Annotated in this window: 20 protein-coding genes and 3 pseudogenes; 8 read left to right on the plus strand and 15 right to left on the minus strand. The window is 37.3% G+C overall.

The window, feature by feature from the left end:
• Nucleotides 1–164 precede the first annotated feature (164 nt).
• From IPU53_RS23735 to IPU53_RS25510, 3 genes and pseudogenes are all read right to left on the minus strand, one after another.
• Nucleotides 165–1,352, minus strand: coding sequence for an NAD(P)H-dependent oxidoreductase (locus IPU53_RS23735; protein ID WP_207453834.1), 1,188 nt, complete (start codon nucleotides 1,350–1,352; stop codon nucleotides 165–167).
• 19 nt (nucleotides 1,353–1,371) lie between these two features.
• Nucleotides 1,372–1,977, minus strand: a complete 606-nt coding sequence (locus IPU53_RS23740; RefSeq protein WP_207453835.1) for an NADPH-dependent FMN reductase — start codon at nucleotides 1,975–1,977, stop codon at nucleotides 1,372–1,374.
• A gap of 938 nt (nucleotides 1,978–2,915) precedes the next feature.
• Nucleotides 2,916–3,857 (minus strand): annotated as a pseudogene (locus IPU53_RS25510) (DUF1259 domain-containing protein).
• Between the two features lie 340 nt (nucleotides 3,858–4,197).
• Between IPU53_RS25510 and lexA the strand changes: the two are divergent.
• Nucleotides 4,198–6,636 (plus strand): transcriptional repressor LexA, encoded by a 2,439-nt coding sequence (gene lexA, locus IPU53_RS23750; protein WP_207453855.1) that lies wholly within the window; start codon nucleotides 4,198–4,200, stop codon nucleotides 6,634–6,636.
• Between the two features lie 83 nt (nucleotides 6,637–6,719).
• Here the strand turns inward: lexA and IPU53_RS23755 are convergent, their stop codons facing one another.
• Complete coding sequence (locus tag IPU53_RS23755; RefSeq protein ID WP_207453856.1) at nucleotides 6,720–7,739, minus strand: alpha/beta fold hydrolase; 1,020 nt, start codon at nucleotides 7,737–7,739, stop codon at nucleotides 6,720–6,722.
• 140 nt (nucleotides 7,740–7,879) lie between these two features.
• Here IPU53_RS23755 and IPU53_RS23760 point away from each other — a divergent pair, with 140 nt between their 5' ends.
• Nucleotides 7,880–8,779 carry a LysR family transcriptional regulator gene (locus IPU53_RS23760; RefSeq protein WP_207453857.1) on the plus strand — a complete coding sequence of 300 codons (900 nt, stop codon included), beginning with the start codon at nucleotides 7,880–7,882 and terminating at the stop codon, nucleotides 8,777–8,779.
• Here the strand turns inward: IPU53_RS23760 and IPU53_RS23765 are convergent.
• The 4 genes from IPU53_RS23765 to IPU53_RS23780 form a co-directional block, all read right to left on the minus strand.
• Nucleotides 8,754–9,053: a hypothetical protein gene (locus IPU53_RS23765; protein WP_207453836.1), complete on the minus strand. Its 300-nt coding sequence runs from the start codon at nucleotides 9,051–9,053 to the stop codon at nucleotides 8,754–8,756. The two genes, IPU53_RS23760 and IPU53_RS23765, sit on opposite strands and share 26 nt — an antisense overlap.
• Nucleotides 9,016–9,645: a hypothetical protein gene (locus IPU53_RS23770; RefSeq protein ID WP_207453837.1), complete on the minus strand. Its 630-nt coding sequence runs from the start codon at nucleotides 9,643–9,645 to the stop codon at nucleotides 9,016–9,018. Before IPU53_RS23770 ends, IPU53_RS23765 begins: the two co-directional genes overlap by 38 nt.
• 417 nt (nucleotides 9,646–10,062) lie before the next feature.
• Complete coding sequence (locus IPU53_RS23775; protein ID WP_207453838.1) at nucleotides 10,063–10,674, minus strand: hypothetical protein; 612 nt, start codon at nucleotides 10,672–10,674, stop codon at nucleotides 10,063–10,065.
• A gap of 15 nt (nucleotides 10,675–10,689) precedes the next feature.
• Nucleotides 10,690–11,862, minus strand: a complete 1,173-nt coding sequence (locus tag IPU53_RS23780; protein ID WP_207453839.1) for a ParM/StbA family protein — start codon at nucleotides 11,860–11,862, stop codon at nucleotides 10,690–10,692.
• Between the two features lie 924 nt (nucleotides 11,863–12,786).
• Here IPU53_RS23780 and IPU53_RS23785 point away from each other — a divergent pair.
• On the plus strand, nucleotides 12,787–13,908 hold the full coding sequence (locus tag IPU53_RS23785) for a hypothetical protein (protein WP_207453840.1): 1,122 nt from the start codon (nucleotides 12,787–12,789) through the stop codon (nucleotides 13,906–13,908).
• A 119-nt stretch (nucleotides 13,909–14,027) separates the two neighbouring features.
• On the opposite strand, the gene IPU53_RS23790 is transcribed toward IPU53_RS23785, so the two are convergent.
• Nucleotides 14,028–14,612, minus strand: a complete 585-nt coding sequence (locus IPU53_RS23790; protein ID WP_242698538.1) for a GNAT family N-acetyltransferase — start codon at nucleotides 14,610–14,612, stop codon at nucleotides 14,028–14,030.
• Between the two features lie 390 nt (nucleotides 14,613–15,002).
• On the opposite strand from IPU53_RS23790, the gene IPU53_RS23795 reads away from it, so the two are divergent.
• The 4 genes and pseudogenes from IPU53_RS23795 to IPU53_RS23810 all read left to right on the plus strand — a co-directional run.
• Nucleotides 15,003–15,674 carry a hypothetical protein gene (locus IPU53_RS23795; RefSeq protein WP_207453842.1) on the plus strand — a complete coding sequence of 224 codons (672 nt, stop codon included), beginning with the start codon at nucleotides 15,003–15,005 and terminating at the stop codon, nucleotides 15,672–15,674.
• 200 nt (nucleotides 15,675–15,874) lie between these two features.
• On the plus strand, nucleotides 15,875–16,357 hold the full coding sequence (locus IPU53_RS23800) for a hypothetical protein (protein WP_207453844.1): 483 nt from the start codon (nucleotides 15,875–15,877) through the stop codon (nucleotides 16,355–16,357).
• Between the two features lie 126 nt (nucleotides 16,358–16,483).
• Nucleotides 16,484–16,858: pseudogene (locus tag IPU53_RS23805) on the plus strand (hypothetical protein); the annotation flags it as partial.
• 103 nt (nucleotides 16,859–16,961) lie between these two features.
• Nucleotides 16,962–17,242: pseudogene (locus IPU53_RS23810) on the plus strand (transposase); the annotation flags it as partial.
• Between the two features lie 84 nt (nucleotides 17,243–17,326).
• On the opposite strand, the gene IPU53_RS23815 reads toward IPU53_RS23810, so the two are convergent.
• The 6 genes from IPU53_RS23815 to IPU53_RS23835 form a co-directional block, all read right to left on the minus strand.
• Complete coding sequence (locus tag IPU53_RS23815; protein ID WP_207453848.1) at nucleotides 17,327–18,766, minus strand: pyruvate kinase; 1,440 nt, start codon at nucleotides 18,764–18,766, stop codon at nucleotides 17,327–17,329.
• Nucleotides 18,767–18,882: 116 nt separating this feature from the next.
• A complete protein-coding gene (locus IPU53_RS25395; RefSeq protein ID WP_278253333.1) occupies nucleotides 18,883–19,014 on the minus strand; it encodes a hypothetical protein in 132 nt (43 codons plus the stop codon).
• Nucleotides 19,015–19,140: 126 nt separating this feature from the next.
• Entirely contained in the window at nucleotides 19,141–19,953 is an 813-nt protein-coding gene (locus IPU53_RS23820) for an endonuclease/exonuclease/phosphatase family protein (protein ID WP_207453850.1), read from the minus strand.
• A gap of 161 nt (nucleotides 19,954–20,114) precedes the next feature.
• The gene (locus IPU53_RS23825) at nucleotides 20,115–20,762 is read right to left on the minus strand and encodes a response regulator (protein WP_207453851.1); all 648 of its coding nucleotides are present in this window, start codon (nucleotides 20,760–20,762) and stop codon (nucleotides 20,115–20,117) included.
• Nucleotides 20,746–22,077, minus strand: coding sequence for an ATP-binding protein (locus IPU53_RS23830; RefSeq protein ID WP_242698539.1), 1,332 nt, complete (start codon nucleotides 22,075–22,077; stop codon nucleotides 20,746–20,748). Before IPU53_RS23830 ends, IPU53_RS23825 begins: the two co-directional genes overlap by 17 nt.
• Before the next feature lie 97 nt (nucleotides 22,078–22,174).
• A complete protein-coding gene (locus tag IPU53_RS23835) occupies nucleotides 22,175–23,032 on the minus strand; it encodes a substrate-binding domain-containing protein (protein ID WP_207453853.1) in 858 nt (285 codons plus the stop codon).
• 349 nt (nucleotides 23,033–23,381) lie between these two features.
• Between IPU53_RS23835 and IPU53_RS23840 the strand changes: the two genes are divergently transcribed.
• Entirely contained in the window at nucleotides 23,382–24,740 is a 1,359-nt protein-coding gene (locus IPU53_RS23840; RefSeq protein WP_207453854.1) for an MFS transporter, read from the plus strand.
• Nucleotides 24,741–25,043 lie beyond the last annotated feature (303 nt).

Here is a 25,043-nt window from a genome sequence, read left to right on the forward strand (position 1 = left end):
AACTTCCTCCAAATTGGGCGGAGAAGCCAAGGTATGGGGCCGACCTCGATTGCTAGGCATTCAAAATACAGACCTTTTCGGTGGCCGGCCATACTCCTCTATCTTCACTAAATCAATTTAAAGTTGTACCTCGATATTTCCCCAACCTCTTTTGTTCCCACTTGTTATTCTTTAGCAGTTGCTCCTGACACAGTATCAACTTTCGATGTTGCCCCTGATACGGCATCAACGTCCCCGCCTGTTAACTGTTGCCCAGTTTGTTCCAAGTACCAGTCAATAATCGGCTTAATATCTTGTACATATTCATTAATTCCAAGATAATTACCTTCTTCATCACGAATGGCCTGATAGTTATGAACAACAAACTTATCTGGTCCATGTGTTGGCACATGGGTTTTGACTACATCCTCTTTCCCTTTACGTAATTGTTGAATCACCCAAGCCACACCACTGTATGCTTGTTTAGGATGACATTCCGCTAATGGATAACCGACTTGTTCTGGTCGACGAGAGGCAAACATGTCTTCAGCATCATCCTTATGGTTGTAGTACAAGAACTGGTTATTGCTATCCGCATACGTTAACTCCGCAGGCATGGATTTTAAAAAGTGATTTAATTGATTCACGGTCAAAATACCACGATCCAGTTTCACATACGTATTGCCCTCTACTGCCCCAGTTGCTTCAGCAGCTTGCTCCACCCAGTCATCGGCCATCATGTCAACATCCTGAATTGTGGTATCAATCGATCCAGTAGCATATAAATCTTCACTACTAGTTAGATCTTTCATCCCTTCAGGTGCATCTAGAACATTTACAACATTGATAAAACGAATAAATTTTTTAATACTTGTTTCCAAAAATTGAGTTGTTTGCGCATCCTTTAAATGTCCATTTTCATCAAAGGCTTTATGCACTTCTCCTAACAGAAATTCATTACCTGGCATGACGACAGCGTTCACACCAGGGGCATCTAGTATTTGTCGCAAATGCAATTGCGACCGCGAAGATCCCTGGACATCATAAGAGGCCCCAACAATCATCACAGGTTTTCCATCAAGAGGATGGATTTTAAATGACAACCATTCTATAACACTTTGCAATGCAGATGGGATAGAGTGGTTATATTCCGGTGTGGCAATAATAACACCATCCGCTTCAGTAATCTTCTCATTTAAATATTGAATCGGTGCACTGTCTGTTTGATCATTTGATTGGTTAAACATGGGGACATCTTTAATATCCAAAACTTCAACTTCAACCAATTTTTTAAAATGATTCGCAATGAAATTTAGTAATTGATGATTATATGAAAAATCAGCATTTGAACCAACGATTCCAACGATTTTCATCTATAGGCCTCCTAATTAACTATTTGTCCTCCCATGAAAACTTTTGGACTTTTTTCTGGGAATGATTCTTTCCAATTAATTGATTCGTGATCTCAACAAAATGTATAAAGTCTTCAAAGATTCCTTCAAGTTCTTCTATTTTATGTTCGTCCTTTAGATGACCATCTTCATCAAAGGCTTGTAATGAATACCCTACTAAAAACTCAGAACTCGGCATAATGCGTGCCTTTAATTCCGGTGCATCCAATATTTGCCGTAAATGGGCTTGGGCACGGGAAGAGCCTAATTTCCCATATGAGGCTCCAGTGATCATAATTGGTTTATCAATAAGTGGCTGAGTCGTATAGGACAACCATTCTAACGTACTTTTTAATATCGCTGGCACGGAATGATTGTATTCCGGAGTACTAATAATCACTCCGTCTGCTTCAGTAATTTTATCCGCAAGCTTTTGAACCCCATCAGGCGCCTTCCTGTCCTTCGGCTTATTAAAAGCTGGCAAATCTTTTATTTCACAAATTTCAATGTTCGCTTGATCAGCAAAATGCTTTTCAATAAATTGAAGCAAAAGGCGATTCGTAGAATGATCTGAGTTTGTTCCAACTATACCTAGTAAATTCATCATTTTATTGCTCCTTTCCAGTAATATGTACATAGCAAGATCCAGTGAAAACATATTTTTCCTTCCGGCCTACTGGCTCGTCCAAGCCACATAAAACTCAAGACTGCAAAAATTCCGACTCTTACGTCTACTATAATATAATTTCACATGTCTTGTTGCCAAATTGCCAGGCAGAGTACTCTCTCCAGTAAAATTAATAACCGTGAATCATGGAGTGAGATGCCCTTACTTGCATACTCCCCCAACATCTGAGGAAAAACCTAAATTTAGGAATATCCAAACGGAAGAAACAGGATCAATGACTATATTCAAAGCTGTATGACAAATTGTCTTTTAACTTTGTGATGTTTATCACATACTTATTATAATACGTTTTAATCATATGTACAAGAGGTGTTCTGAGATATTAGGTATTTTTTCAGAAAAATTATAGTCTACTAGACAATGACAAGATAGTAAGCCCTTGTCTATTTGAACCTTTGTATTTTTTATAGCCAGCTTCGATATTAATATATTGAGTGTCGAATCTGATTGGATAGATTGTGTGGTAGAAAAGAAAATTTTTTAAGCATAAAAAAGCCCTCCTGCATATGAGGAGGGATAGTGCACAACCTTGAATAATAGGGATGGTATCATTATCTACTAATCTATTTTATTTAATCAGGCACCTTTCGCTTAATGTCGACGAAAGAGGCTTGTTTTCAACCCTGGCCTATACTTTATATAATCATTTCATTCTTTACTGAACTTTAAGACAAATGTGAAAAGTATTACACTTCGGGGATGAAGTATAATAAGGGGAAATGAAAGTTTCATAAGGTGCCAGTTTTGAAATGAGATCAGAAAAATCTTTACTTGTTGTACTCATAGTCGCTGCTGGTCTTTTAATAAAAAGCATTGAAAAAATGAATTTCCTTCAGTTTTTCTTTTGAGGAGCTTCTTTATCTCCTCTTAGATGTTCTACTTCTGAACCTTACCGGTCGATCAGTCAGTACACTTAATGCATTGCGAGTTTTTCTTGCAAAGTCCAGGGGCTGATCGATTGATAACCAGTGTATATACATGAGCCTCGGATGTTCAAATAACCAATGGTTATGAAACGCTGTGACAACTATTCCCTGTTTCCGGAGCCTGCTGATAAAAGGATTGAGCTCCTCCTGCAGAATAACAGTTTCACCGGCGCAAAGTGCACGTCCGTCCGGGGACATGGACTCAAAGGTAAACATCTGCGGAATCAGCAGGAAGGAGCGGCCTTGTCTGCCTAGAACGACCGGTTGAATGTTATGGCGTGAGCTCATCACTAGGCATATGTCATCTTCAAACGTATGCATTTCTCCTTTAAGAATTCGGCTGAACTGATCACAAAGGCTGCTATCGGACTGGCTATCCATCTGAACCTTAATATCATGGTCATCTTTGCTATCCATTTCGTGTGAACTGAAATCCACTTTGTCCGAACTCGATTCAACCGTGATTTGTTTCGTGGTCAACACTCGCATGGCATCCCTGACTTTTCGGGCAAAAGTAAGCGGCTCTTCGACGGATTCAAAGTGCATATACATAAGACGCGGCTTATCAAAAAGCCAGTGATTGTGTGTAGCTGTTACAATAATGCCGTGCTTACGAAGCTTGCTCATAAAAGGATTAACTTCTTCTTAAAGAAGAACCGTCTCTCCAAGACACAAGGCTTTCCCACTTTTATTCATATTTTCAAATGAAAAAGCCTGGGGAACAAACATAAAAGATTCTGCAGGTCTGCCCAATACAACGGGATGAAGATTCGTTCTGGAACGGGTTGCAGTACATACACCATTAACCACACTGGGGGTGGAGCCAAGTATTCTCGCAAACTCTCGACAAAGCCTAGATGGAGTCGTATCCATTTTTCTCACTAATAAACCCCTCCAAATGAAATATTATACATAACCTATGATAGGATATGCGCCACTCAATATTCCGCAAGTGCTAAAAACCCATCCTATGTAAAATGGGTTTGGAAGAACAATTAAAAAGCAGGAGCACGCTTAAATGTAATCGATTAGAGACACCAAAATATAAACAGCCATTATGGACCATTTCGGCATTAAGCCGGAGCCTTTTTTAAGCAATTTCTTGATTCGAAATCCTCATTCCCCAAACAAATCATCCCTCCCCTTTATACTAATCCCACTTATGGTAGAATAAGGATAAAACGGAAGATCCTGTTGTTGGAGGTATATATTGATGAAGTTAAATGTCGAGCAGCGAAAGATTGTGGAGCTGGAGCCAAATGGGCATATGTTGATTAAGGGTGTAGCTGGTTCAGGCAAGACAACCGTGGCGATACGGAGAATTTCGTTTTTGCAAACGCATTATTGTTTAGAAAATGATGATCATATTTTGCTTGTAACGTTCAATAAAACATTGCTTAACTATATTCAATACCAATTCAAGAAACTTGAGGATGAGGAAAAAGGCGATATTGCCACATGGTTAACTGGCAATCGGGATGTCACGATTAAAACTATCGATCAGATCATGTATGGTCATTTTATTGGCTATTTAAAGCGCTATAGTCTTGACCTAAAAATTGTTAACGACCAACGGACCATATATGCAACGATCGAACAAGCGATAGATCAATTGCAAGAAATATTTCCGAATATAAAATTATTTTCTCGTAAATATAATCGCTTTTTGCTAGATGAAATTTCTTGGATCAAATCATGTGGGATCCTAGATGAAGACACATATCAACAAATCGATCGAGTCGGAAGATCTACTGGCGGGCGAAATACACCGCAAAAATTAACGAAGAATTCCCAGACGAGAAAGGCCATCTTTCAGTTAAAAGAACGTTATGATCAGTTACTGGAAGCAAAAGGATTAGTAGATTTTAAAACTATGAATTTACTAGCGCTGCAGCAAGCCCAAGAGGTTGGGAAAAAGAAGTACACGCATATTATCATTGATGAAAGCCAAGATTTAACTAAAGTACAATTGCAATTTTTAAAAGCCATTTATGCTGATAAGTCATACGGTTCTATTACGTTTGTAGCGGATAATACCCAAAGTATCTATTCCCATTCATGGTTAGGGAAAGGAAGAGCCTATACGACGATTGGCTATGATATGAGTGGAAAGGCACGTGTATTAACTAAAAATTATCGAACCACAACCGAAATTTCAAAGGCTGCTTATGGTCTTATCGAACACGATGAGCAAATCATGGGAAACGTCGATTACGTCAAGCCAGCGTTGATCGATCGACATGGACATGCACCCATCTATCGTTTCTTTTTAACTAATGAGGACCAGCTACAATTTTTCAAACAAGAAATTAATCAATTAAAGCAAGAATATCGATTAGAGGATATCTGTATTGTCGCAAAAGAAAAACGATTAATTGATGATATTGCTATAGGTCTTGAGAGGGAAGGTATTCCAACCGAGGTTTTGCATGATCGCAAGCCTGATTTTGCAAAAGAAGCGGTGAATTTAGTCACGATGCACTCGATCAAAGGGCTCGAATTCAAAGTCATTTTCCTAGCACATTTAGATGATGGTGTCTTGCCTAATACCGCTCAAGTCGAGGTTGAAGATGAAGAAACCGTTCATACCGAAGAAAGAAAATTATTATATGTAGGGATGACACGTGCAAATGAATTGCTATATATGAGTGGAGTGAAAGCAGCTTCCAAGTTTCTGAAGGAAATTGATCCAAACTTATTACGATTTAATCGAGATACAGCCTTTAGACCTTTTCAGCCAGTCTCTATAGCTGAATATAAATTTGCAGATAAGATTGTGGATGTGAACAGTAAAGAGGAACTGATCCGACAGTGGATGATTCAACAACTAACCACTCACTTCCAGTACCCCGAGTCTCTTCTTGAGGTGGAATATGGAGTACAACAATTTTCCAAGCGTGGTTATGTAGATATTGCTGTGATGATTCATGTCAACGGGAAAAAACTGCCTTATATTTTTGTTGAGACAAAAAAGTTTGGTGATGGGATTGCTGATGCAAAGGAACAACTGATTAGCTATATGAATACTTCTAATCATGTCCAATACGGTGTAGCGACGGATGGTGTCGATATCATGATCATTGATCGCAATGGCGAGGAAGTCAACGATATACCAAAATGCCAGCCAAGCTTTTTACCAGAAACAAAGTATAAAAACATTTATAGAAACTTGCGAAATAATAAAGAATATGATTATCTACAAGACAAAGAAGATCTTGAAGCCATTGAAATTAAAGATCGTGCGACTGAACTAATTCAAGACCTAGAGCAACCGATTCAAGTGCCAATCATAGGGAATGTAGCAGCTGGTATCCCGATAGAGGCCGTGGAGGAATACCAAGATTCACTTTATATCCCGGAAGAGTGGGTAATTCAGCCCGAGGAGACATTTGTGTTACAAGTAACAGGCGACAGCATGATCGATGAAGGAATACAACCAGGTGATGCCGCAATCGTCCATCGCCAACAGACAGCTAATAGTGGGGATATCGTCATTGCCGTTATTGATCAAGAAGCAACCATAAAGAAATACTTGCCAATGGGCAGTACCATTTTATTACTGCCTGCAAATACAAATTATGAGCCAATCCAAATGAATGCCGATGATGTGTTTATTAATGGTAAAGTCATTGGGGTTTTGCAGAAAGGCTAAGATCTATTAGTGCCAGGTCGAGATTGCTTTCGACCTGGCACCTCTATTAGCTCTTGAAAAGGTAGCCTAAAGCTAACAATAATCTATTCCTCTGTACTAAGTGCCAACAAGTGTTTTAAGTTGTCATCAATAATTTTATTATCTGCCCTGTTAATCCCGCGACCAGCAAAATGACCCCAAATCGACTCGATAGGATGAAAGGAAGCATTTGGTATATGCTTAGCTTCGTATTTGTTTTCATCCGCTGTACAGAAGAGATCTGTGCTCCCAGGCATGATACAAGCACGGGCTTTAATACCTTTAAGGGCCTTATCGAAATCTCCATTATAAGTTTGGTTTTCGCTAATATCGGCAAATTGCCCAGTCCATAACATCGCCATGACATTATGCGGATCCATCTTTATAAAGCTCTTTTCCCAAAATCCTGCCACAAAGGCTTCTAATGAGTCGAATCCGAGCTCACGATAAAGTTCCTCTCTATAAAATGCCTGTGAGATGCCCCATCCTGCATAAACACGGCCTACAGCGCGCATATCTGAAGAAGTCAATTGGTTACGTTTATTTGCATCGAAGCCGATTGTCGCCATAAGTGCTGCTTTCATTCCATCTAGGACCACATACGTTTGTGGCCAAGTCTTTGCACCTCCACAGAAAGGGGCAATTCGTTCCACCATATCGGGATAACTTGCTCCCCATTGGAATGATTGAATGCCGCCCATTGACCATCCAACCACGAGTGCAATCTTTTGAATTCCAAACTTTTCGGTCACTAGCCGCTGCTGAAATTGAACATTGTCATAAATGGTTACTTGTGGGAAATTAGCCAGGTCGAATGGAGGCGGTGTGTTACTAGGAGATGATGATAACCCGTTGCCAAGTAGATTGGGAACGATAATGAAATATTTCTGCGGGTCCAATGCCATGCCCTTTCCAATCAACCATTCATTTTGAACATGCTGGTCACCAAAAGCAGTTGGATAAACAATGACATTATCTTTCTTTTCATTTAATTTGCCATAGGTCTTATAAGCAAGAAATGCATTCGGCAACGTCACTCCCGATTGCAAGCTTACGTCACCCAAATCAAAAATTTCATAATCCATCATATTTTTTCGCTCCCTTCAAAAAATAAAGCACATTAAAACTATTTCTTGTACTTAGTATAAACCTGTGCTACTCTCAAAAAAAGTGATGAAAAATCAAAGTAGTGTTCAAAAATATTGAAGGCAAAGGAGGAAGTATGATGGAATTGCGCCAACTGTACACATTCCGCACAGTGGCAACAACATTAAATTTCACTCGAGCAGCGGAAGCCCTGAACTATGTGCCTTCCAACGTCACAATGCAAATAAAAGCCTTGGAAGAGGAGCTTGGCGTTCGTCTCTTTGATCGCTTGGGTAAGCAGCTTGTCCTCACAACTGCAGGAGAACGCTTTTTAACTCATATCCAAGACGTTCTCAACAAATTGAACGAAGCTCGTAACGCCGTTCTTGATAATGATGATCTAACTGGCACCATCACGATCAGTGCTAACGAAGTTCTTTGCGCCTATCGGCTTCCAGTTGTCTTTCACCTATTTCGTTCGCGCTATCCGGGAGTACGTCTCATTTTCCGTTCTGTTCCCAACCAGCAACTTAAACAAACGCTTTTTGAGGGAACAGCAGATGTCGTCTTTATGTTAGATGAAACAATTCGCTCGACAGGGATTGCAGTCGAACCATTAGTGGAAGAAACTTTCCGCTTTTTCGCTGCTCCAGACCATCCACTCGCGAAACGAACGGAACTAAAGCTGGAAGATTTCCACGAAGCAGTGTTCCTGACGAATGAAAAGGGTTGTACCTATCGAACCATGTTTGACCGATCATTTGAACAAGAGGGCATTGATACTATTACACATTTAGAATTTCAAAATGCCGAAGCCATTAAACAATGTGCGATTACAGGAATCGGTATTGCCTTTCTTCCAGAAATAACAGCGAAGGCCGAAGTGGAACGAGGCGAACTTGTGACTCTTCCTTGGCAAATTCCGGACTTGCATGTATACACACAAATGGGATGGCATAAAGACAAATGGCTTTCCCCGATCATACAATCTTTTATAGAAGCTGCAAGAGAGGTTATTGATGTAAAGGATGGAAAATAAAGGTATTTTCAAACTCTCTTTCCTTTGCAAATAGGAAATATTGTTCTTCCATCTTTGATTGCTCATTTTTTTCAACAGACCTACCAGTCGCAACATTTTTCCCTTTGTCCAGTATTGCGTTCATACCTTTTTGAATTTCGAAATCAATTTTTGCTGTTACAAGATCCTGGATTTCGCCTAATATGTATTTTTGATCATCTTCGTTTAATTCATCCCATTTTTCAACGTATTTTTCTTTACTGGACACTTTGATTGAATTTGTAAAATCTTGCATCCGCCTTATACCCTGATGCGATTAAATCAGATTTTGGCTCAGCGGTTACCTGGATTTCTTCGTCAATTTTAAAGCGTTGCTCGGGAATAGAATAATTAAATAGGCTTGATACTTCACTTGAGGAGTTCTCTATGACTTTTGCGCTTAAAAACGGAGAAGTTCCTTCATATTGTATATCGATTCCAGCAAAAATCTCTTCTTTAGACAAAGCTTTAATTGGTTCTAAGTCTTCAACAGTGACTTTTGGATTTTTTAATTTTAAATCTAATTTAAGTGAATTATCCTCGTCATAGGTTAATTCAAGATCAACTTTATCACCATTTTTTACATTTTTATTTGGTGTAGCCTGCACATCTAAATCGGAAAGCAAGGATTCGAATTCGACCACTTCAGATCGATCCTTTAATTTCATTATTTCATTTAATGCACTAAAGAGCCCATCCTTGTCAACATGTACTCGCGCCTTACCGTATTCATCATAACCTTCAAAGTCTACGCGTATTTCTTTATCAATCTCATAAGTATTTTTACCACAAGCAGTAAGTAAAATTAAAATAACTGATATAAATAGAATTGTTAAATATCTTTTCATAAAACTGTACTCCTTTTCAGATAAAACTGTATCCTTTACATTATGTATCTATCTTTCTAACTAATTTAGCATGGCCTTATACCACCCTTTGTCCCCCTCTCTTTATAAAACTGATCTGTTCATTTAGTAATATTTACCTATATTACTATATTCCTAACAGTTTGGACAGGGTGTACTTATATTTAATTCCAAAATATTCCTGGTGAGACGAGGACATGTAAAAATGGCGCACAGGCTGAATTGTACCTAGCGCCATTTGTTGTTTTTCTTCTTTTCTTGGTTAATGTCCTATTATTCCCACATTCCTCTTTAAGTTTATGAGTTTAGCGGGGTTTGAATTATGCTACGCAAAATAGGATTATTGGTATTGCTTTTCTAGAGCAATACCAATAATCCTATTAGATGTAATACTGTGTTTCACTTATTCATTTCTGCAAGAAAATCTCCTAACAAGCTATCTAAATCATCGTCAGCTTGATCCTCTTTCTCCTGCATTTCTGCGGAGTGATCTACTTTTATGCTTTCCAACTGCAGTGAATCTAAATCATCATCGAGCGTATTGAACTCATTTGATGAAGTTGTTTTCTCTAAAGACGGTGAATGGTTTTCCTCGTTCAATTCCTCCGCCTTGGGTTTATCCATGGCCTCTTCCTCTTGGAGATATAAAGCTTCATCTAAGTTCAAGGAACGACTATTCAGCGAAGCCAGCAAGGAAGCAGCTCGGCTTGGATCATTTAATAGTTGGTAAATAATGCTACCAAGCAACGCCTCAGAATGTTCATGCTTTAGCCAATTCCGCTGTGCTTTCGTTAATTTTTGAGGAAGTGGAATAGAAAGGACTTCCTTTTCACTTGAAAGTGACTGACCGACCCCTTGCATCACAAACTCAGCAATTTTGCTGGAAAAGTTCCTTCGTTCTGTTTCCTTTAACCTCTGTAGATGTTTTAATAAATGATCAGGTGTGTCAGAGGGTACGCGAAATGAAATGGCTTGACCTCTCTTCACCTCATTTGAGGCAGACTTTTTCATAGGATCACCTTAATTCTATTTTTTTACCATTTCTTTGGGTGCCTTTTTCTTCTCTGTCTTCCTCGCAAAGTCGGTAATGAGTTTATAATAAGCATTTGCCATCATCCAAATACTCTCTTTTTCATCTTCAAAGAATTCAATATTATATCCATCTAGATTGTTATTTATCGATTTTAGATAATCTTTTAATACAATTGACCCACCGCCAAGAAAATAACAGATTTCAGTTTGTGAGTTTTTTAACCATGTATTGCGTAATAAACGATATTGTTTTTTGGCTAACTCTAGCAGTATACGGTCTGTAATATCATGAACGCTTGTCCGGTTCCCTTTTACCATGATATGATTGCGGTTATTTTTCCTGGTTATAATATCCACAACATCACGGCGGCTATCTAATTCCACCCCATGTTTGGATCTAATTTCTTCCCTTATAGCCTCTAGTGATTCAGATACCCCAAGATTAAACCCTTGTGCCTTATCATCATCGACATTCCTGTTTCTTATGACAGCAATATCTGTTGACAGGCCGCCAATATCTTGAATTAAAATTCTTTTATCGATTAAATCTTTGTTAATGACTTTAAGATTATCATCCATTACAAGATTAATAAAGGCAGCAAAGCCCTCAGGATATACCTTAACCTCATTAAATTTAATATTCACCTTGATTCCCTGATATTTTGGTGTTACAAGAAACTCTACTTGATGGACAGATCCTGTTAATTTCGAACGGTAGCCGGCATCCTTACCCTCTTTTACTTCACGGAGGGGGAGGCCCGTTCCCAACGTATAGTTCGCATCCACAACGTTTTTCTCACGGGGAAAAATGGCTGCATTCTCTTCCCTTACCGCATCCAGTGCCAATGTGGAAAGCAGCATGACCAATGTTTGATCTTCTTCTGATTTTAGGCTTCCTGGATCTAACTCTTGAGCATTACTACTTTTTGTCGCTAAGTCACCAATACGATAAACCACGTTATTTTCCTTTAGAGCTGGAGAATGTACCTTCAAATGAATCCCCTCGAGCGGATTCTTACTATCTAAATCCTCTATTCCAATTACCGGACGGTCTTCTGTATCCCTTGCAATAATGTTAGGAATATTTAATTCATACTCTAGTTCTCCAAAAATAGACTTAACCGAATCATTCCCAACATCAACTGCTGCAATTCTAGATATAGACATTCATATCATTCCTTTTCACTTAATAGATTTTTACTATGTAAAACAAGTACCATTTAATACCACTTCATATTAAGTTTATAAGAGATTACGAAATTCCACAATGACAGTTACTAAATAAAACAAAACTGTAAACTTGTAAACATTCCGTAAACATAAGTCCGTTTGTAAACGTATTTGTATACAATAATGACAAAGATGTACACATATTGTTTTACGGGCGTGTAAACGTAATTGTGTACTTGTAAACAATTTTTGTGTACACATTCGTATACACGTAAACTATTTTGTAAACATGTATACTTACCAGGCGAGATACCTATTTTTTAGTATAGAGGAAAATTAACAGTTTTTTCTATTTTTGTTCAGAGCTAGCCCTTTGGTAAAATCCTCCCTACATTTTTTGTCGGAGAAGATAAAAATATAGGAGCTGGCGGCTCTTAAACTAGAAAAGATTATTTGCTGCTGCTCGCATGCTTGCTGACAAGAGAAAAAATAACTCCCCCCTCCCCCACTTATAATGGTCATTTTTCTACTAGGATGCCTCTATATTTTAAGAAATACTTAAAATGGGAGCCCTTTCTAGGAGAACAAGCCATCAGTAGCCCTACCAGATGGGGAAACTCTAGAAACGTAATCGTATTAACCAAAGATAGCAATGAGGTCATCATGCTAGAAGTATTAGGCCAGAGAATCTAACGTCGCCTCCCTTGCGTTCAACCAATATGAGGAAGCAGAGGATTCTGGTATTGAAATTAGAGAAAGAACGTTTGGGGTAATTTCATAAAATTTAACTCTATTACCAAGGGGCTTGTATCTTAAATATTACTATGTTAAATTTATCCACATCTGTTAAATTTAATAAACTTAGGGAAAACATCTAAGGTAATAGATAGAGAGAAACCCATACATAAGGAAGTGAACAACATGAAAAAGTTAGTCTTGCTATTATCTGGCGTGCTCCTTACCTTTTTCCTAGTCGCTTGTTCGGAAAGCACCTCTGCTAACAAAGAAAGCGAAGGAAATGATGAAAAACCGGCACAGGAAGATGATACAGCAGATAAGAAGGAAAAACAGGAGGAACCTGAAGAAACAGAAGAAAAGCCGCCCCCTCAACCATACAAACCAATGGAACCGGCGGAAGATGCCACCCCTCTTAAAGATAAGTTATCTGAAGAGGAATTGGAGCAGATGCCTCAAGCAGAATCCCATGGAGAGGATACTACTAGATTGGTTCCAGTGGGAGAAACATTGGTAAAAGATGCCGAGGACCAAACAGACGGGCCTTTAAAGAATCATAGACTTGTCGCCTATTATGGGCACCCGAATTCTACCAATATGGGGATATTAGGAGAAATGGAACCTGATCAATTAATGGAAAAGTTAAAAGAACAGACACAAGCGTATTCGGATGCCGATCCATCCCGCCCTGCCGTACCCATGATTGAATTAATCTCTACCGTCGCCCAGCGAGAACCGGGACCTGAAGGGAAGTTCTTCCATAGTACTTCACCGGAGCAAATTGACGAATATGCCGAGCTTGCGAAAGAAAATGATGCATTACTAATGCTGGATGTCCAACTCGGAACAGATTCTGTGATAAATCAAGTTAAATTACTGGAGAAATGGTTGAAGCTCCCTTATGTTCACCTCGCCATCGATACTGAATTCCATGTCGGAGAAGGACAAACACCTGGTATTGATCTTGGTCAAGTGGACGGAGCTGAAGTACAAGAAGCGGTGGACTACCTCACGGAAATGGTTGAGGAAAATGATTTGCCGGATAAAATTGTCCTCGTCCATCAGTTCGTGGATGATGCATTAACAAACAAAGAAGCCATCCAACCAACTGATAAGGTCGAAGTGGCTTTGAACTATGACGGTTGGGGTGACGCCAATACAAAAATGTCGCTTTATCGCAAGTTCGTACGAAATGAAGCGGTCCAATACGGCGGATTCAAGATCTTTTATAACAAAGATGAGCCTGTGCTAAGTCCTGAAGATGTCTTGAAGCTTGATCCTAACCCGGCGATTATTAATTACCAGTAGAAACATTCTGGTTCGAAATAAATCTTAACCTATAAGGCAATAAAAAGAGAGGCCTGCTCCTTTTATTGCCTACTATTTGATCTTTCCATTTCCTATAACTGTAGATTATTTAAAAGTGCTTATTCCTTTTGTTTATTAATAAATTCATCCTTTGTCAATCCAAACAAAATCATATCTAAATATTGTCCATTGGTATATATGACTTTCCGACGAACACCTTCTTGAACACAGCCAAGTTTCCTCATCATTTTCGTGGAACCTTCATTTCCTTCAAGAACAGCATCATTGAATTTATTAAGCCTACGTTCAAGGAATGCATATCTTAAGAGTATTTTCATAGCTCTTGTACCGTAGCCCTTACCTCGATTATCTTTATCAATTACTATCCCTATACTGAATGTACCATTCCTCTCGTCTATACTATTTAAATTGATACCACCAACATTGTCTCCCTTCAAATTTTCAATAGTAAACATTATCCGTCCATTTGTTGATGAAAAATCAAGGTTTCCTTCCGTGAATTTTTGTGCCTCTGCAATTGTTGGTGGTAATTCAACCGCACATTCTAAAAGACGGCGCCCAGGGGTATCAAATCGATTTATGTAATGAGCTTCCCAATCTTCAGGTTGTATTGCACGTAATCTGACTTCCCCATCTTGCCAAAAATAATTGCTATAATCTATTTCTCTCATTTTATTTTCCATTGCCATAAAGCTCCTTACTTTACTAAAAAAATTGGTTACTCCTATCTAACCTATAGAGTTCTTTGTCTCCATCCCCAATTCCTTTATTTAAAAAGAACTATTATTTTCTTCTTCGAGAAAATGTACCAATACATAAAAAGGGCGCACTCCTTGCTACTGAGCTAGCCCTATAGTTTAAGTGAAACCCTAAAATATGAATATCCTTTTTTATTTTTGTAAAGGAAATTTTAGAAAAAGATAGAATTGATATGGTATTCCATATAAAGAAGGGACTAGATGCGTTTGGAAATTTACCCCAAAAATAAATAACACCACCCGATAGGAAAATTATGTATGCTTTGATTATTTACCCCTAAATATTAAATTACAATATAATGGAGGATTAAATATATGCTCATTGCTAATAATATTATAAAAAATCATTTTCAAAATATTTACTTTATAACTGGTGGACCCTGTGGAGGTAAAACTACCGTTTCTAAATATCTTGCGAAAAAATACGATATGATACTTTATAATTGGGACGAACATTTCCCTGATTACCAAGCAGTTTCAACTCCCGAATACCAACCAGCCCTATGCAGCCGTACTACTTTTGAGTCTTGGGAAGAATATTTTATGAGGCCAGTAGAAGAATTTGCTGAATGGGGAAAAAAATCTTTTGAGGAACAAACTGGAATGGTTGTTGCCGATTTATTAAGAATATCAGGTAGTTCGGGTAATAAGAAAATACTTGTTGATGGGTTCTTCTCAGTTAATATACTAAAAGAAATATCAGATTATACCAGAGTTGTTTTCTTGATTGCATCCGAAGAAGTGGTACGACACTATTATTTCAATCGTGAAGATAAGCGAGATATGTTTGAGTGTATAAAAGGACTGAAAGATCCAGAGGCAGCGTTTGAAAATACGTTCCGATCAATGTTTTATAAAGCGGAAGAGAATGAGTACGATATTCAAAATAGTGGATTTAAATACTTTAAAAGAGAAACTATGGGAACCAATCCAAATGATTTAATCAATCAAGTTGAAGAACATTTTGGCTTTAATAAAAAAGTTTAATTATTTAAGAAAGCTTGGTAGTTGCCAAGCTTTCTTGTTGCACTAAGCTTCTTTAGTTTAAGTGTAATACTTCATATCATCAATAAAGTCTTCCTAGCTTTGCGTTCCATCTTCCACAATCTGGCCATTTTGTTGAATAATCTTTATGAAACATTTTATAAGAATTAACGTCTAATTTTATAAAAAAGGGAGGAAAAACAGTGAAAAAGTTTGTTGTCGTTTCTGCTTTATTATTAGTTTTTATATTAAGTGGTTGTGGTGATACATCTACTGAAAATAACGGTTTATCTGGTGATACCCCTCCAAATGTGAGTATTGAGATTGATGGTGAATCATATGAGACTATATTGGGTTCATATTGTTGGGATACTTCAAAAGGAGAATCAGAATGTGTTGACACTGCTGGTCCAGTAGATTTATTGAAAGATAAAGAACCTTTACAAATTAAGGCTGGTGAGGAAATCAAATTGAATATGGATTACACACTAAAGCCTAATAAAATGCATCTTTCACAGATAAAGAATGATGATGAAATGGAAATTGAAGTAAATGATAATCAGTTCACAGCTCCCGATGAAAAAGGCACTTATTTTTATAGTTATGGTGTCTGGTGGATGGATGAAGAAGATGAAGGTTTATCTCACGGTGATGCTTTCTATGCTTTTTCTTTAGAAGTTAAATAAACGGGCGCAATTGTGGCATAAGCCCGACCAAAAAACCGATTTCCGACGTTTGTAAGGAAATCGGTTTTTTTATGCTGTAATTTGCTTGACGTTGTAAACTGATTAGTTGGTAGGGCCCCTATTTTTCCTAAGAAAAAAGCGATTACGAAACTCGAAGTATTTGGCTATTTAATGTGGACGGCAATTTGGGCAACCCTTTATTTTAATGCAAATCACCTTGTAGGTATATATGAAGGCGACGGAGATGGAATTGAATTCGTGCTTCCAGCTTTATATCAAGATGTTTTACTTCGTTATTGGCCAATTGTTCTCGTTATCATTGCATTCGAAATTGGGTTATCTCTCTCTAAATTAATCAGGGGGCAATGAACGAAGAAAATGGCAATCTTTACTACTGCTCTTGAGCTTATCGCAACAGTTGAGTTGTATTCATTGTCTTTATTAAGTAATCCGAATTTAATGAACCAAGAATTTATTACGTATATGAGTGGTTTATTTAATACAAAAGCTATGTAATTTCAAACAGAGATAGTAGGTGATGTTAGTATAGTTCCATGGACACATCTTAGTTAAGTGATAAAATAATAACTAGGAGATGTGTTAAATGGATAACAAAAATACAGGCAAAAAATTTAATGAGGATTTCAAGAAGACCGTTGTTGATCTTTATCATTCTGGAAACTCAGTAAAAGACTTAAGCAGTGAATATGGCGTATCTGAAGTAACGATCTACAAATGGATTAAAGCTTATACTCCTGTTGAGGGATCCGAGGGTAAACCTGTCACCCCAAAGGAAGTTGCTGAGATACAAAAGGAAAATCTTAAGCTTAAACAGGAGCTTGAAATATTAAAAAAGGCTATGGCCATATTCGCGAAAAAGTAGACCCTTTCATCTTAGTGGATTTATAAAGATGCCAGGTACTGAAACAATTATGAATAGTTTCAATACCTTGCACTTTCTTACCAAGGTTACGTGGAATTTCTAAATTCCAGCAATGGACCTTTGTTGATTTGATCAAGCTCTTGAAGAAATTCCAGAGATTTTGAGATATAGGGACCTTTATTCATCATGATACAATCTGCCCTTAATCCCATAAAGGCATCTGTTAATTCTGTCCTCAATGGAATCCCCTTCTTATTCATATCATTAAGAATACCTGTTGCCCAAATAACTGGAACATGAGCGGCCCGGCACATTTCCAAGATCTCTTCCTGAGCCTTGACCAACTGTTTATAACCAATTTCAATGGCCAAATCTCCTCTAGCAATCATTACTCCAAACAGATTCAAATTTAGACCTTCAAGAATAATATTAGATAAGGATACTAGTGCATGCTTAGTTTCAATCTTTGCAATGATTCCGATTTTCCTCTCCGTATATTGCTCTAAATATCCCTTCACAATTCGAATGTCATTGGGAGAATGAATGAAGGAAATGCCAACTATGTCGACAAAAGAGATAACCTCCGATAGCATTTGCATATCTGTATCCGTAACAGCTGGAACATTTAAGCAAACCAATGAATCTGGGAGATTAATCCCTTTATGAGGTTTAATATATTCTACTTTATTTCGAGTAAGGATAATCTTTACATCCAAGTATTTGCCATTCACTTCTACTACGACTCCGCAGATTTTTCCATCATCAAAATAAACTTTATCTTTTGTTCTAACATTTCTTAAAGCTTTTGGTATTGTAACTCCTATAGACGCTGGTTCTCCCTTTTTACTTTTCGGCCCTCCAAGATAGTTATCAGTTTTATAAATTCGTATCATATCGCCCTTTTTCACCTTGATTGTTACTTGTTTTTCCCAAAAGTCATTCACACGAACTTTAGGGCCTGGAAGATCCATGTATATCTTGCATTTTCTAATTTGTCTTTCAATCCCCATTTCCTTTTCTGCAGCACGAATGTTTTCCACTAGAGTTTTCCATATTGAATAATCACGAGCTAAGTTTATTCGAGCAATTGTCATTCCGGCTCTTAATAATTCTTTAAAAATCTCTGGTGTTTCTAACATTGGTTTATCTAATGTGACCATAATGGAAACGGAATCTTCCTCTGATTTCCCTAACAACTCTTGATTTCGCTGTTCTTTTAAATATATTGCATTCTTTCTATCAATATAATTCTCATCCCGCCGATCCTTAAGGGATAAATGACTAATTATTTTATCCAATGAATATAAAACATGAGGACTCATCATTTGTATAGATGAAAATCCCTCTTCCACCAAATACGAATGGAGTGCCGGGCTTTTGAATTTCTGTAGCGCCAAAAATGCACATAAATTTTGTTTGCTCGCATCCGCCATGTTGATATGTTGGGCTTCAGAAAGGTTCAATAAAAAATCGCCCATCTCTTCCCGTAATTGAATCAGCTGTTGTGTAATTTCACCTTTATCCATATGGATCACCCCATTCTTTAATTTATGCTTTTCCTCTTTATAGGGTGTCCGCGCTTCGCCGTGTCCTGTAGGCCCCCAAGCAGTAAAAGTCCCATTTTGACTTTAATTGGCCTAGGTTATTTGATCTCGAGGGCTAGACGAAAAAGAACAATGATAAAACCACCAGCTTCTCGATTATCCGCATCTCCGCCAAACTCCACCTTACGATAGTACCCTGGCTTAGTCTCCCCTAGTGAAGAGATTTTCATCTTCAGGGTAATCCGGGATTTGCAAGTATGTTTACTTTAAAATAACGTATACTCCACGGTGCAGATTCACAAGATGCTACTGTTTATCATGTAGAAAGCGGAACAGTTTCCCGTTCCGCTTCACTACTATCGTTTAAATATTAATTTACTAACCACCGGTAAATGATCTGATGCCTCCGTGTATATGACTTCCTGATTGGAAGCCTTAACAGATGGAGATGTTAAAATATAGTCAATTCGCTTGTTTGGATTTTTGACAGGGAATGTATTCGCATTGTCTTGCCCTTCAAACACATCAACAAAGTTCCCTTCGTTTAATAATAGTTGAAACTCTTCACTATGTGGCTCAGCATTCAAATCACCAACAAGTACATTCGGTCCTTCAAAGGAAGATGAAATGCCGATAATTTCCTGTACCTGTGAAACTCTCTCCCCCACACTTAGCCCTAAATGTGTATTGTAAAAGTTCACATGTATTCCGCGAACATTGATTTTGGTTCTTAACAATCCACGTTGCTCATTACCGAAGCTATCTAGATGTATATTTTCTGAATCTATAATTGGATATTTACTTAGGACTGCAGTTCCATATTGACTATTTTCTACTTGCCCTTCAGCTGGTGAACGATCTAAATTCGCCCCATAGACATAATGGTAACCTAATATTTCAGCTAGTTCCTTGGCCTGGTCTTGAAAGTCACTTCTTGAGCTATAAAAACGATCCACTTCTTGAATTCCAACAATTTCTGCCCCTGCACCTCTAATTACTTGAGCTATCCTTTGCAAGTCCAGGATATTGTCAAGGCCTGCGCCATGATGGATATTAAATGACATGACCTTTACATCAACTTCTTTTCCATACCCTTGCGCAGAGGCCTGGCCCGTGATAAAAAATATCATGATCATACTTAAAAACAATACGAGCATTTTTTTCTTCAATTCATTTCCTCTCCTTCTTTGTTTGATTACAAAATCTACTAAAACGACTTCTCATTTTCACCCCCTAATTAATCAAGGTGCTAAGTGAGCGTTTCCATGATGTCGTATGTCCATTCCAGCATTCTGTCTCCAGTATTCTTAAGTATATTTCGCCATTCTATTTAAATATCCTTCAAATTATACTTCGTCGCATATTTCACTAATTCACTTTTTCTATTTACATCAAGTTTATTCATCAATCTCGTTTTATGAGTATCAACTGTTTTTATACTTATCATTAGTTCATTAGAAATTTCAGTTAACGTGTACCCATTACTAATAAATTTTAGCACTTGACGCTCTCGTGGGCTTAATAATGTATATGGATTCTTAGGGTCATCTTTAGCCTTAATTTGATCAAACACGCTAGATAGTTCCGTAGGGCGAAGGTAAGGATGTCCCTTTAAAATAGAATCAATAGCTGTATATAGCTCTTCATCAACCGCTGCCTTAGGAATGTATCCATCTGCACCGGCTTGTATTGCCAGGGTCACGTATTCTTTATCCTCATGCATCGTCAGGACAATAACCTTTGAGTTTTCATGCCGTTTTTTAATCTTTTTTAACACTTGAATTCCGTCAAGCTTTGGCATTGAAATGTCTAATATTAATAGATCAGGTTTTAAATCCTCATACATACGAAGTGCTTCATGCCCATCTGAAGCCTCACCAACAATTTTAATAAATGGTTTCTTCTGCAATAACAATTTTAAGCCCGACCTTAACAAGCTATGATCATCAACTAGCATAATACTAGTTGTTTGCCTCATCCCACTCTCCCCCTTCATACACTAAAGGTATGCATACCAATACCTCAGTTCCTCCCCCCGTTATTGGTTTAAGAATACAGGAACCCCCTAATAACTCTGCTCTTTCTTGCATACCATATATTCCAATTCTTTTTTGTTGATGTGCCTTTCGAATATCCTCTTTTGTTATGCCTTGACCGTTATCCCTAATTTTTAAATTCACATGATTATCCGCTAACCAGATTTTTATCGTTACACGCGACGCTGTTGAATGTTTGACAATGTTAGTAAGACTTTCTTGAATGATTCGATATAAGGCTAAAGAAATTTGATTATCAATTAAATTAGAATCTAATTTAAAGTCATCAAACTCTACTTCAATTAAGTATTTTTCGTAAAAATCATCAATATATTTATTGATAGCAGAAAATATACCAATATCGTCAATAATAGGGGGTCTTAGTTCAACGGCAATATCCCTTATGTCAGTTAAAATATTTGCAGTTGTATCCCTGCAAGTATTTAATAACTTTTTCTGTTCCTCATTTTGAGCTTCATTGGCTAAAACTCGCATTGTAATCATTAAAGAGGTTAAAGCCTGGCTCGTTTCATCGTGAAGTTCTCGTGAGATTCTCTTTCTCTCATCCTCTTGGGCAGACAAAAGCTTTTGAATTAATGTATCCCGTAAAGCATTTTTTTCCTGAAGTTCAATTAATAATTTGTTAATTTTATTCCTGGAGTTAATTAAGTTATCAGCCATGTTATTAAATGTATGTGCAAGTTTTCCAATCTCATCATTATTCATAGAAGTAGCACGTAGTTTTAAGTTTCCGGATGATATTCCAGTAGCAGTATCAACCAAATTATCTATTGGTTTAGTAATAATATTTGTAAGATAATATGCAATACTAGCAGCAACGGCACATACAATCATCGTTATAAAAATTAATTGCCCCACTTTATTATAAAGATATGACCTGACTCTCTCCTCTGTCATCCCTACTCGCACATAGCCTACATCTCCTTCTTCTACAGGAACCAAAACATCATGAATCTTCCCTTCATTAGAAGTAATAGTAGCAAGGCCATTGCTTATCCCAGAAGATGTATGCGCATCCAGTATACCCTTTGGGAGATAATCGGAAAAAGTGTGTCCTACAACATTGTTTTGTTTATCAATGACTAAAATATACCGTACATCTTCATCTGTTTGTTTTGCTTGATTTAAAAGTAAATGAATAGAATATTGATCATCTGTCAGAATGTAATCAGAACTTGATGAAGCAATATTTGTTGCAATACTTACACCTCTTTTTTCCAATTCTTCTGTCATCATTTTTGTAAATGACTCCCATATCATAATCCCAAAAATTAATGACATGAGTATAATCAGCATAAGAATTGCAGCGAAAATTTTCTGCTTTATTTGCAATCTATTCAACCATCTCATCGGAAAACCCAACCTTGTAAAGCGTAGAATCAAATGGAAGATAGCGATCAATAAATAGGTTATCTAATGATGCCAACATTGATTTATCTTCATGCATTGTAATAAAACTATTTTTTATAATATTTTTCTCTTTGTCAGATAAACTTTTACTTATAACAACTGGCCCAGTTCCCATAGGTTCGGATTCCCCTATAATCTTTAAATCTTTTAAAATCGAAGGATTTTCGGTTTTAATACTCTCATAGGTAAGAGAACTAATTGCAGCCGCATCAAAAACATTGTCTAAAACTCCTTCCAAAGACTCCTTTTGATTGTATGTAAAAGTATAATTGGAAAAGAAATGTTCTGGGTTATCATTTAACTCAAGCAATTTATTCTTTACTGATATATACCCTGAGTAGCTGATGGGATCAGTAAAAGCAATACTCTTATTTTGTAAACTATTCAAATCATCCAAATTACTCTTTTTATTGACGACAATATAACCTCGATTGTATAGAGAACCCATTCGTTGTTGTAAAGCAATAGCTTCAATCTCATCCACTTCATTATGTGTTATATACGACCCGGTTGTAAGAAGGGCTATATCGGCGCCGCCATTAATTATAAGATTGCTAATCTCATTATAACTTTTTCGTTGAATTAAAATGGCTGGCCGATTCAATTTATCACCAATATAATTTGCTATTTTCCTATAAGAATTTATTGTATTTGTAGGAGATAAAACACTAATAATAGCAACCCTTATTGGCGTATTATCTGATTCTGATTCTGGGGGAATAAATTCCTTCTCCGTAAAATCAATTTGATCATTTCCTTGATTTTGCTTACACCCAGTCATTAACACGATGAAAATAAGAAGTATAGAAATTTTGGATAACTTGCTTATATTAATAATACAACACCGCCTTTCTATTCCCCTTAAATTATACCATAACTGCTTCTCGGAAAAGATGTAGGAGTAGTTCCTACATTGTTCCTACATCTTCTTATAAAAAATCAGATTTCTTCCGATATTTCTATATTTTAAGATGCTATATGATTGAACTAAGCGAATGTATCATCCCAGACATTATTTGTATGTGCTTACAAAACAACTATTGAAGTAAAAGGAGGAAAGGGCAATTTTTATTCACTAGAGAAATTCGAGAGATAATGATTAATTTACAAAGATTGGAGAGAAGGACTATATGTTTTCATTTTTAAAGCCTAGGCAGGTTCAAGAGAAAATACCACCAGAAGAGATTCCGCGAAGATATAAAGTTATGGGATTTCAGTCATTGCTTGGGATATTCCTTGGTTATATGGCCTACTATATTATACGTAATAACTTTGCTTTATCTACTCCCTATTTGCAGGAAGAGTTAAACCTTAGTGCCACACAAATAGGATTTTTAAGCAGTTCGATGCTGATTGCATATGGTGTCAGTAAAGGAGTAATGAGCTCTCTTGCAGATAAGGCAAGTCCGAAAAAATTTATGGCGTTTGGCCTTCTAATGTCAGCATTGGTCAATATTATGCTAGGTTTTGGAACCGCTTTTTGGATGTTTGTGATTCTAGTTATTATACTAGGAGCCTTCCAAGCGATGGGTGTTGGTCCTAGCTATATTACTTTAGCTCACTGGATTCCGCACAAAAGAAGAGGAACGCTCAGTGCCCTATGGAATATTTCTCATAACGTGGGTGGTGGCATTGTTGCCCCTATTGTTGGTTTTGGTTTCGCAATATTCGGTTCTAATAACTGGCAAATAGCTACATATCAATTACCCGCAGCGGTAGCAATCATTTTTGCTTTGGTAGTACTGCTACTTGTTAAGGAAAGACCTGTCGATGAAGGATTGCCTACGATAAACGAATTCAGTGGCGAAGAGATTAACGCTATAGAGGATGAAAAAGCAGTGCCAGATGCAGACGAGAACAAGAGCTTTTGGTACATTTTTAAAAACTATGCACTTAAAAACAAAAATGTATGGTATACCTCTTTTGCGGATGCCTTTAACTACATGATACGCTATGGAATTTTAAGCTGGCTCCCTATTTACTTAATCAATGTAAAGCAATTTTCTCAAGGGGAAATGAGTGTCGCCTTTTTTATCTTTGAGTGGGCTGCGATTCCTTCCACCTTACTTGCCGGATTTATATCGGATAAAGTTTTTAAAGGCTATCGTATGCCTCCTGCAATTATCGCTCTCGTTATTATCTTTTTTGGGATTATTGGTTATTGGGTAAGTGATTCGCTAGTTATGGTAACGATATTTGCGGGTCTTGTCGGATGTTTAATTTACGTCCCTATGTTCTTAGTATCTGTCCAATCTATTGAAGTAGTACCACCATTTGCCGTTGGTTCTTCAACTGGTTTACGCGGATTTATCAGTTATATTTTTGGTGCTTCAGCCGGAACCACTATTTTCGGCTTAATGATTGATACAGTAGGTTGGAATGGTGGCTTCTTAATGTTACTAATAGCAACAATTTTAGGAATTGTCTTATGTACGTTAATCCAACTATCCATTCAGAAACAAAATAAATTAAAAAATACAGTACAATAGGTTGCATTCCACGGAAAATAGAGAATATATGTTAAATGAAGAAGGACATGAGTTAGTTCCACCTCTGCCATCTTTTTGACCCACTCCGGACAAGATATTGATCCACTTATGACATAAGTGAGCCAGTAAATATATAGAGAAAGGCAATTTGGACTTCTGTCAATAAAACAGACAGAGATGGACCTTATTTTGAGCCATGTTTCACTTCCGCGCGATTCTATTGAAGTCGCTTGGAGGCCTCTGCCCAAGGGAACGAATCAAAAACCGATTCGTTCCCTTAGGCAGAGGGTTTTTGATCTTTTG

Source organism: Bacillus sp. SD088, from assembly GCF_017355205.1.
Lineage (GTDB): Bacteria > Bacillota > Bacilli > Bacillales > Bacillaceae_C > Lederbergia.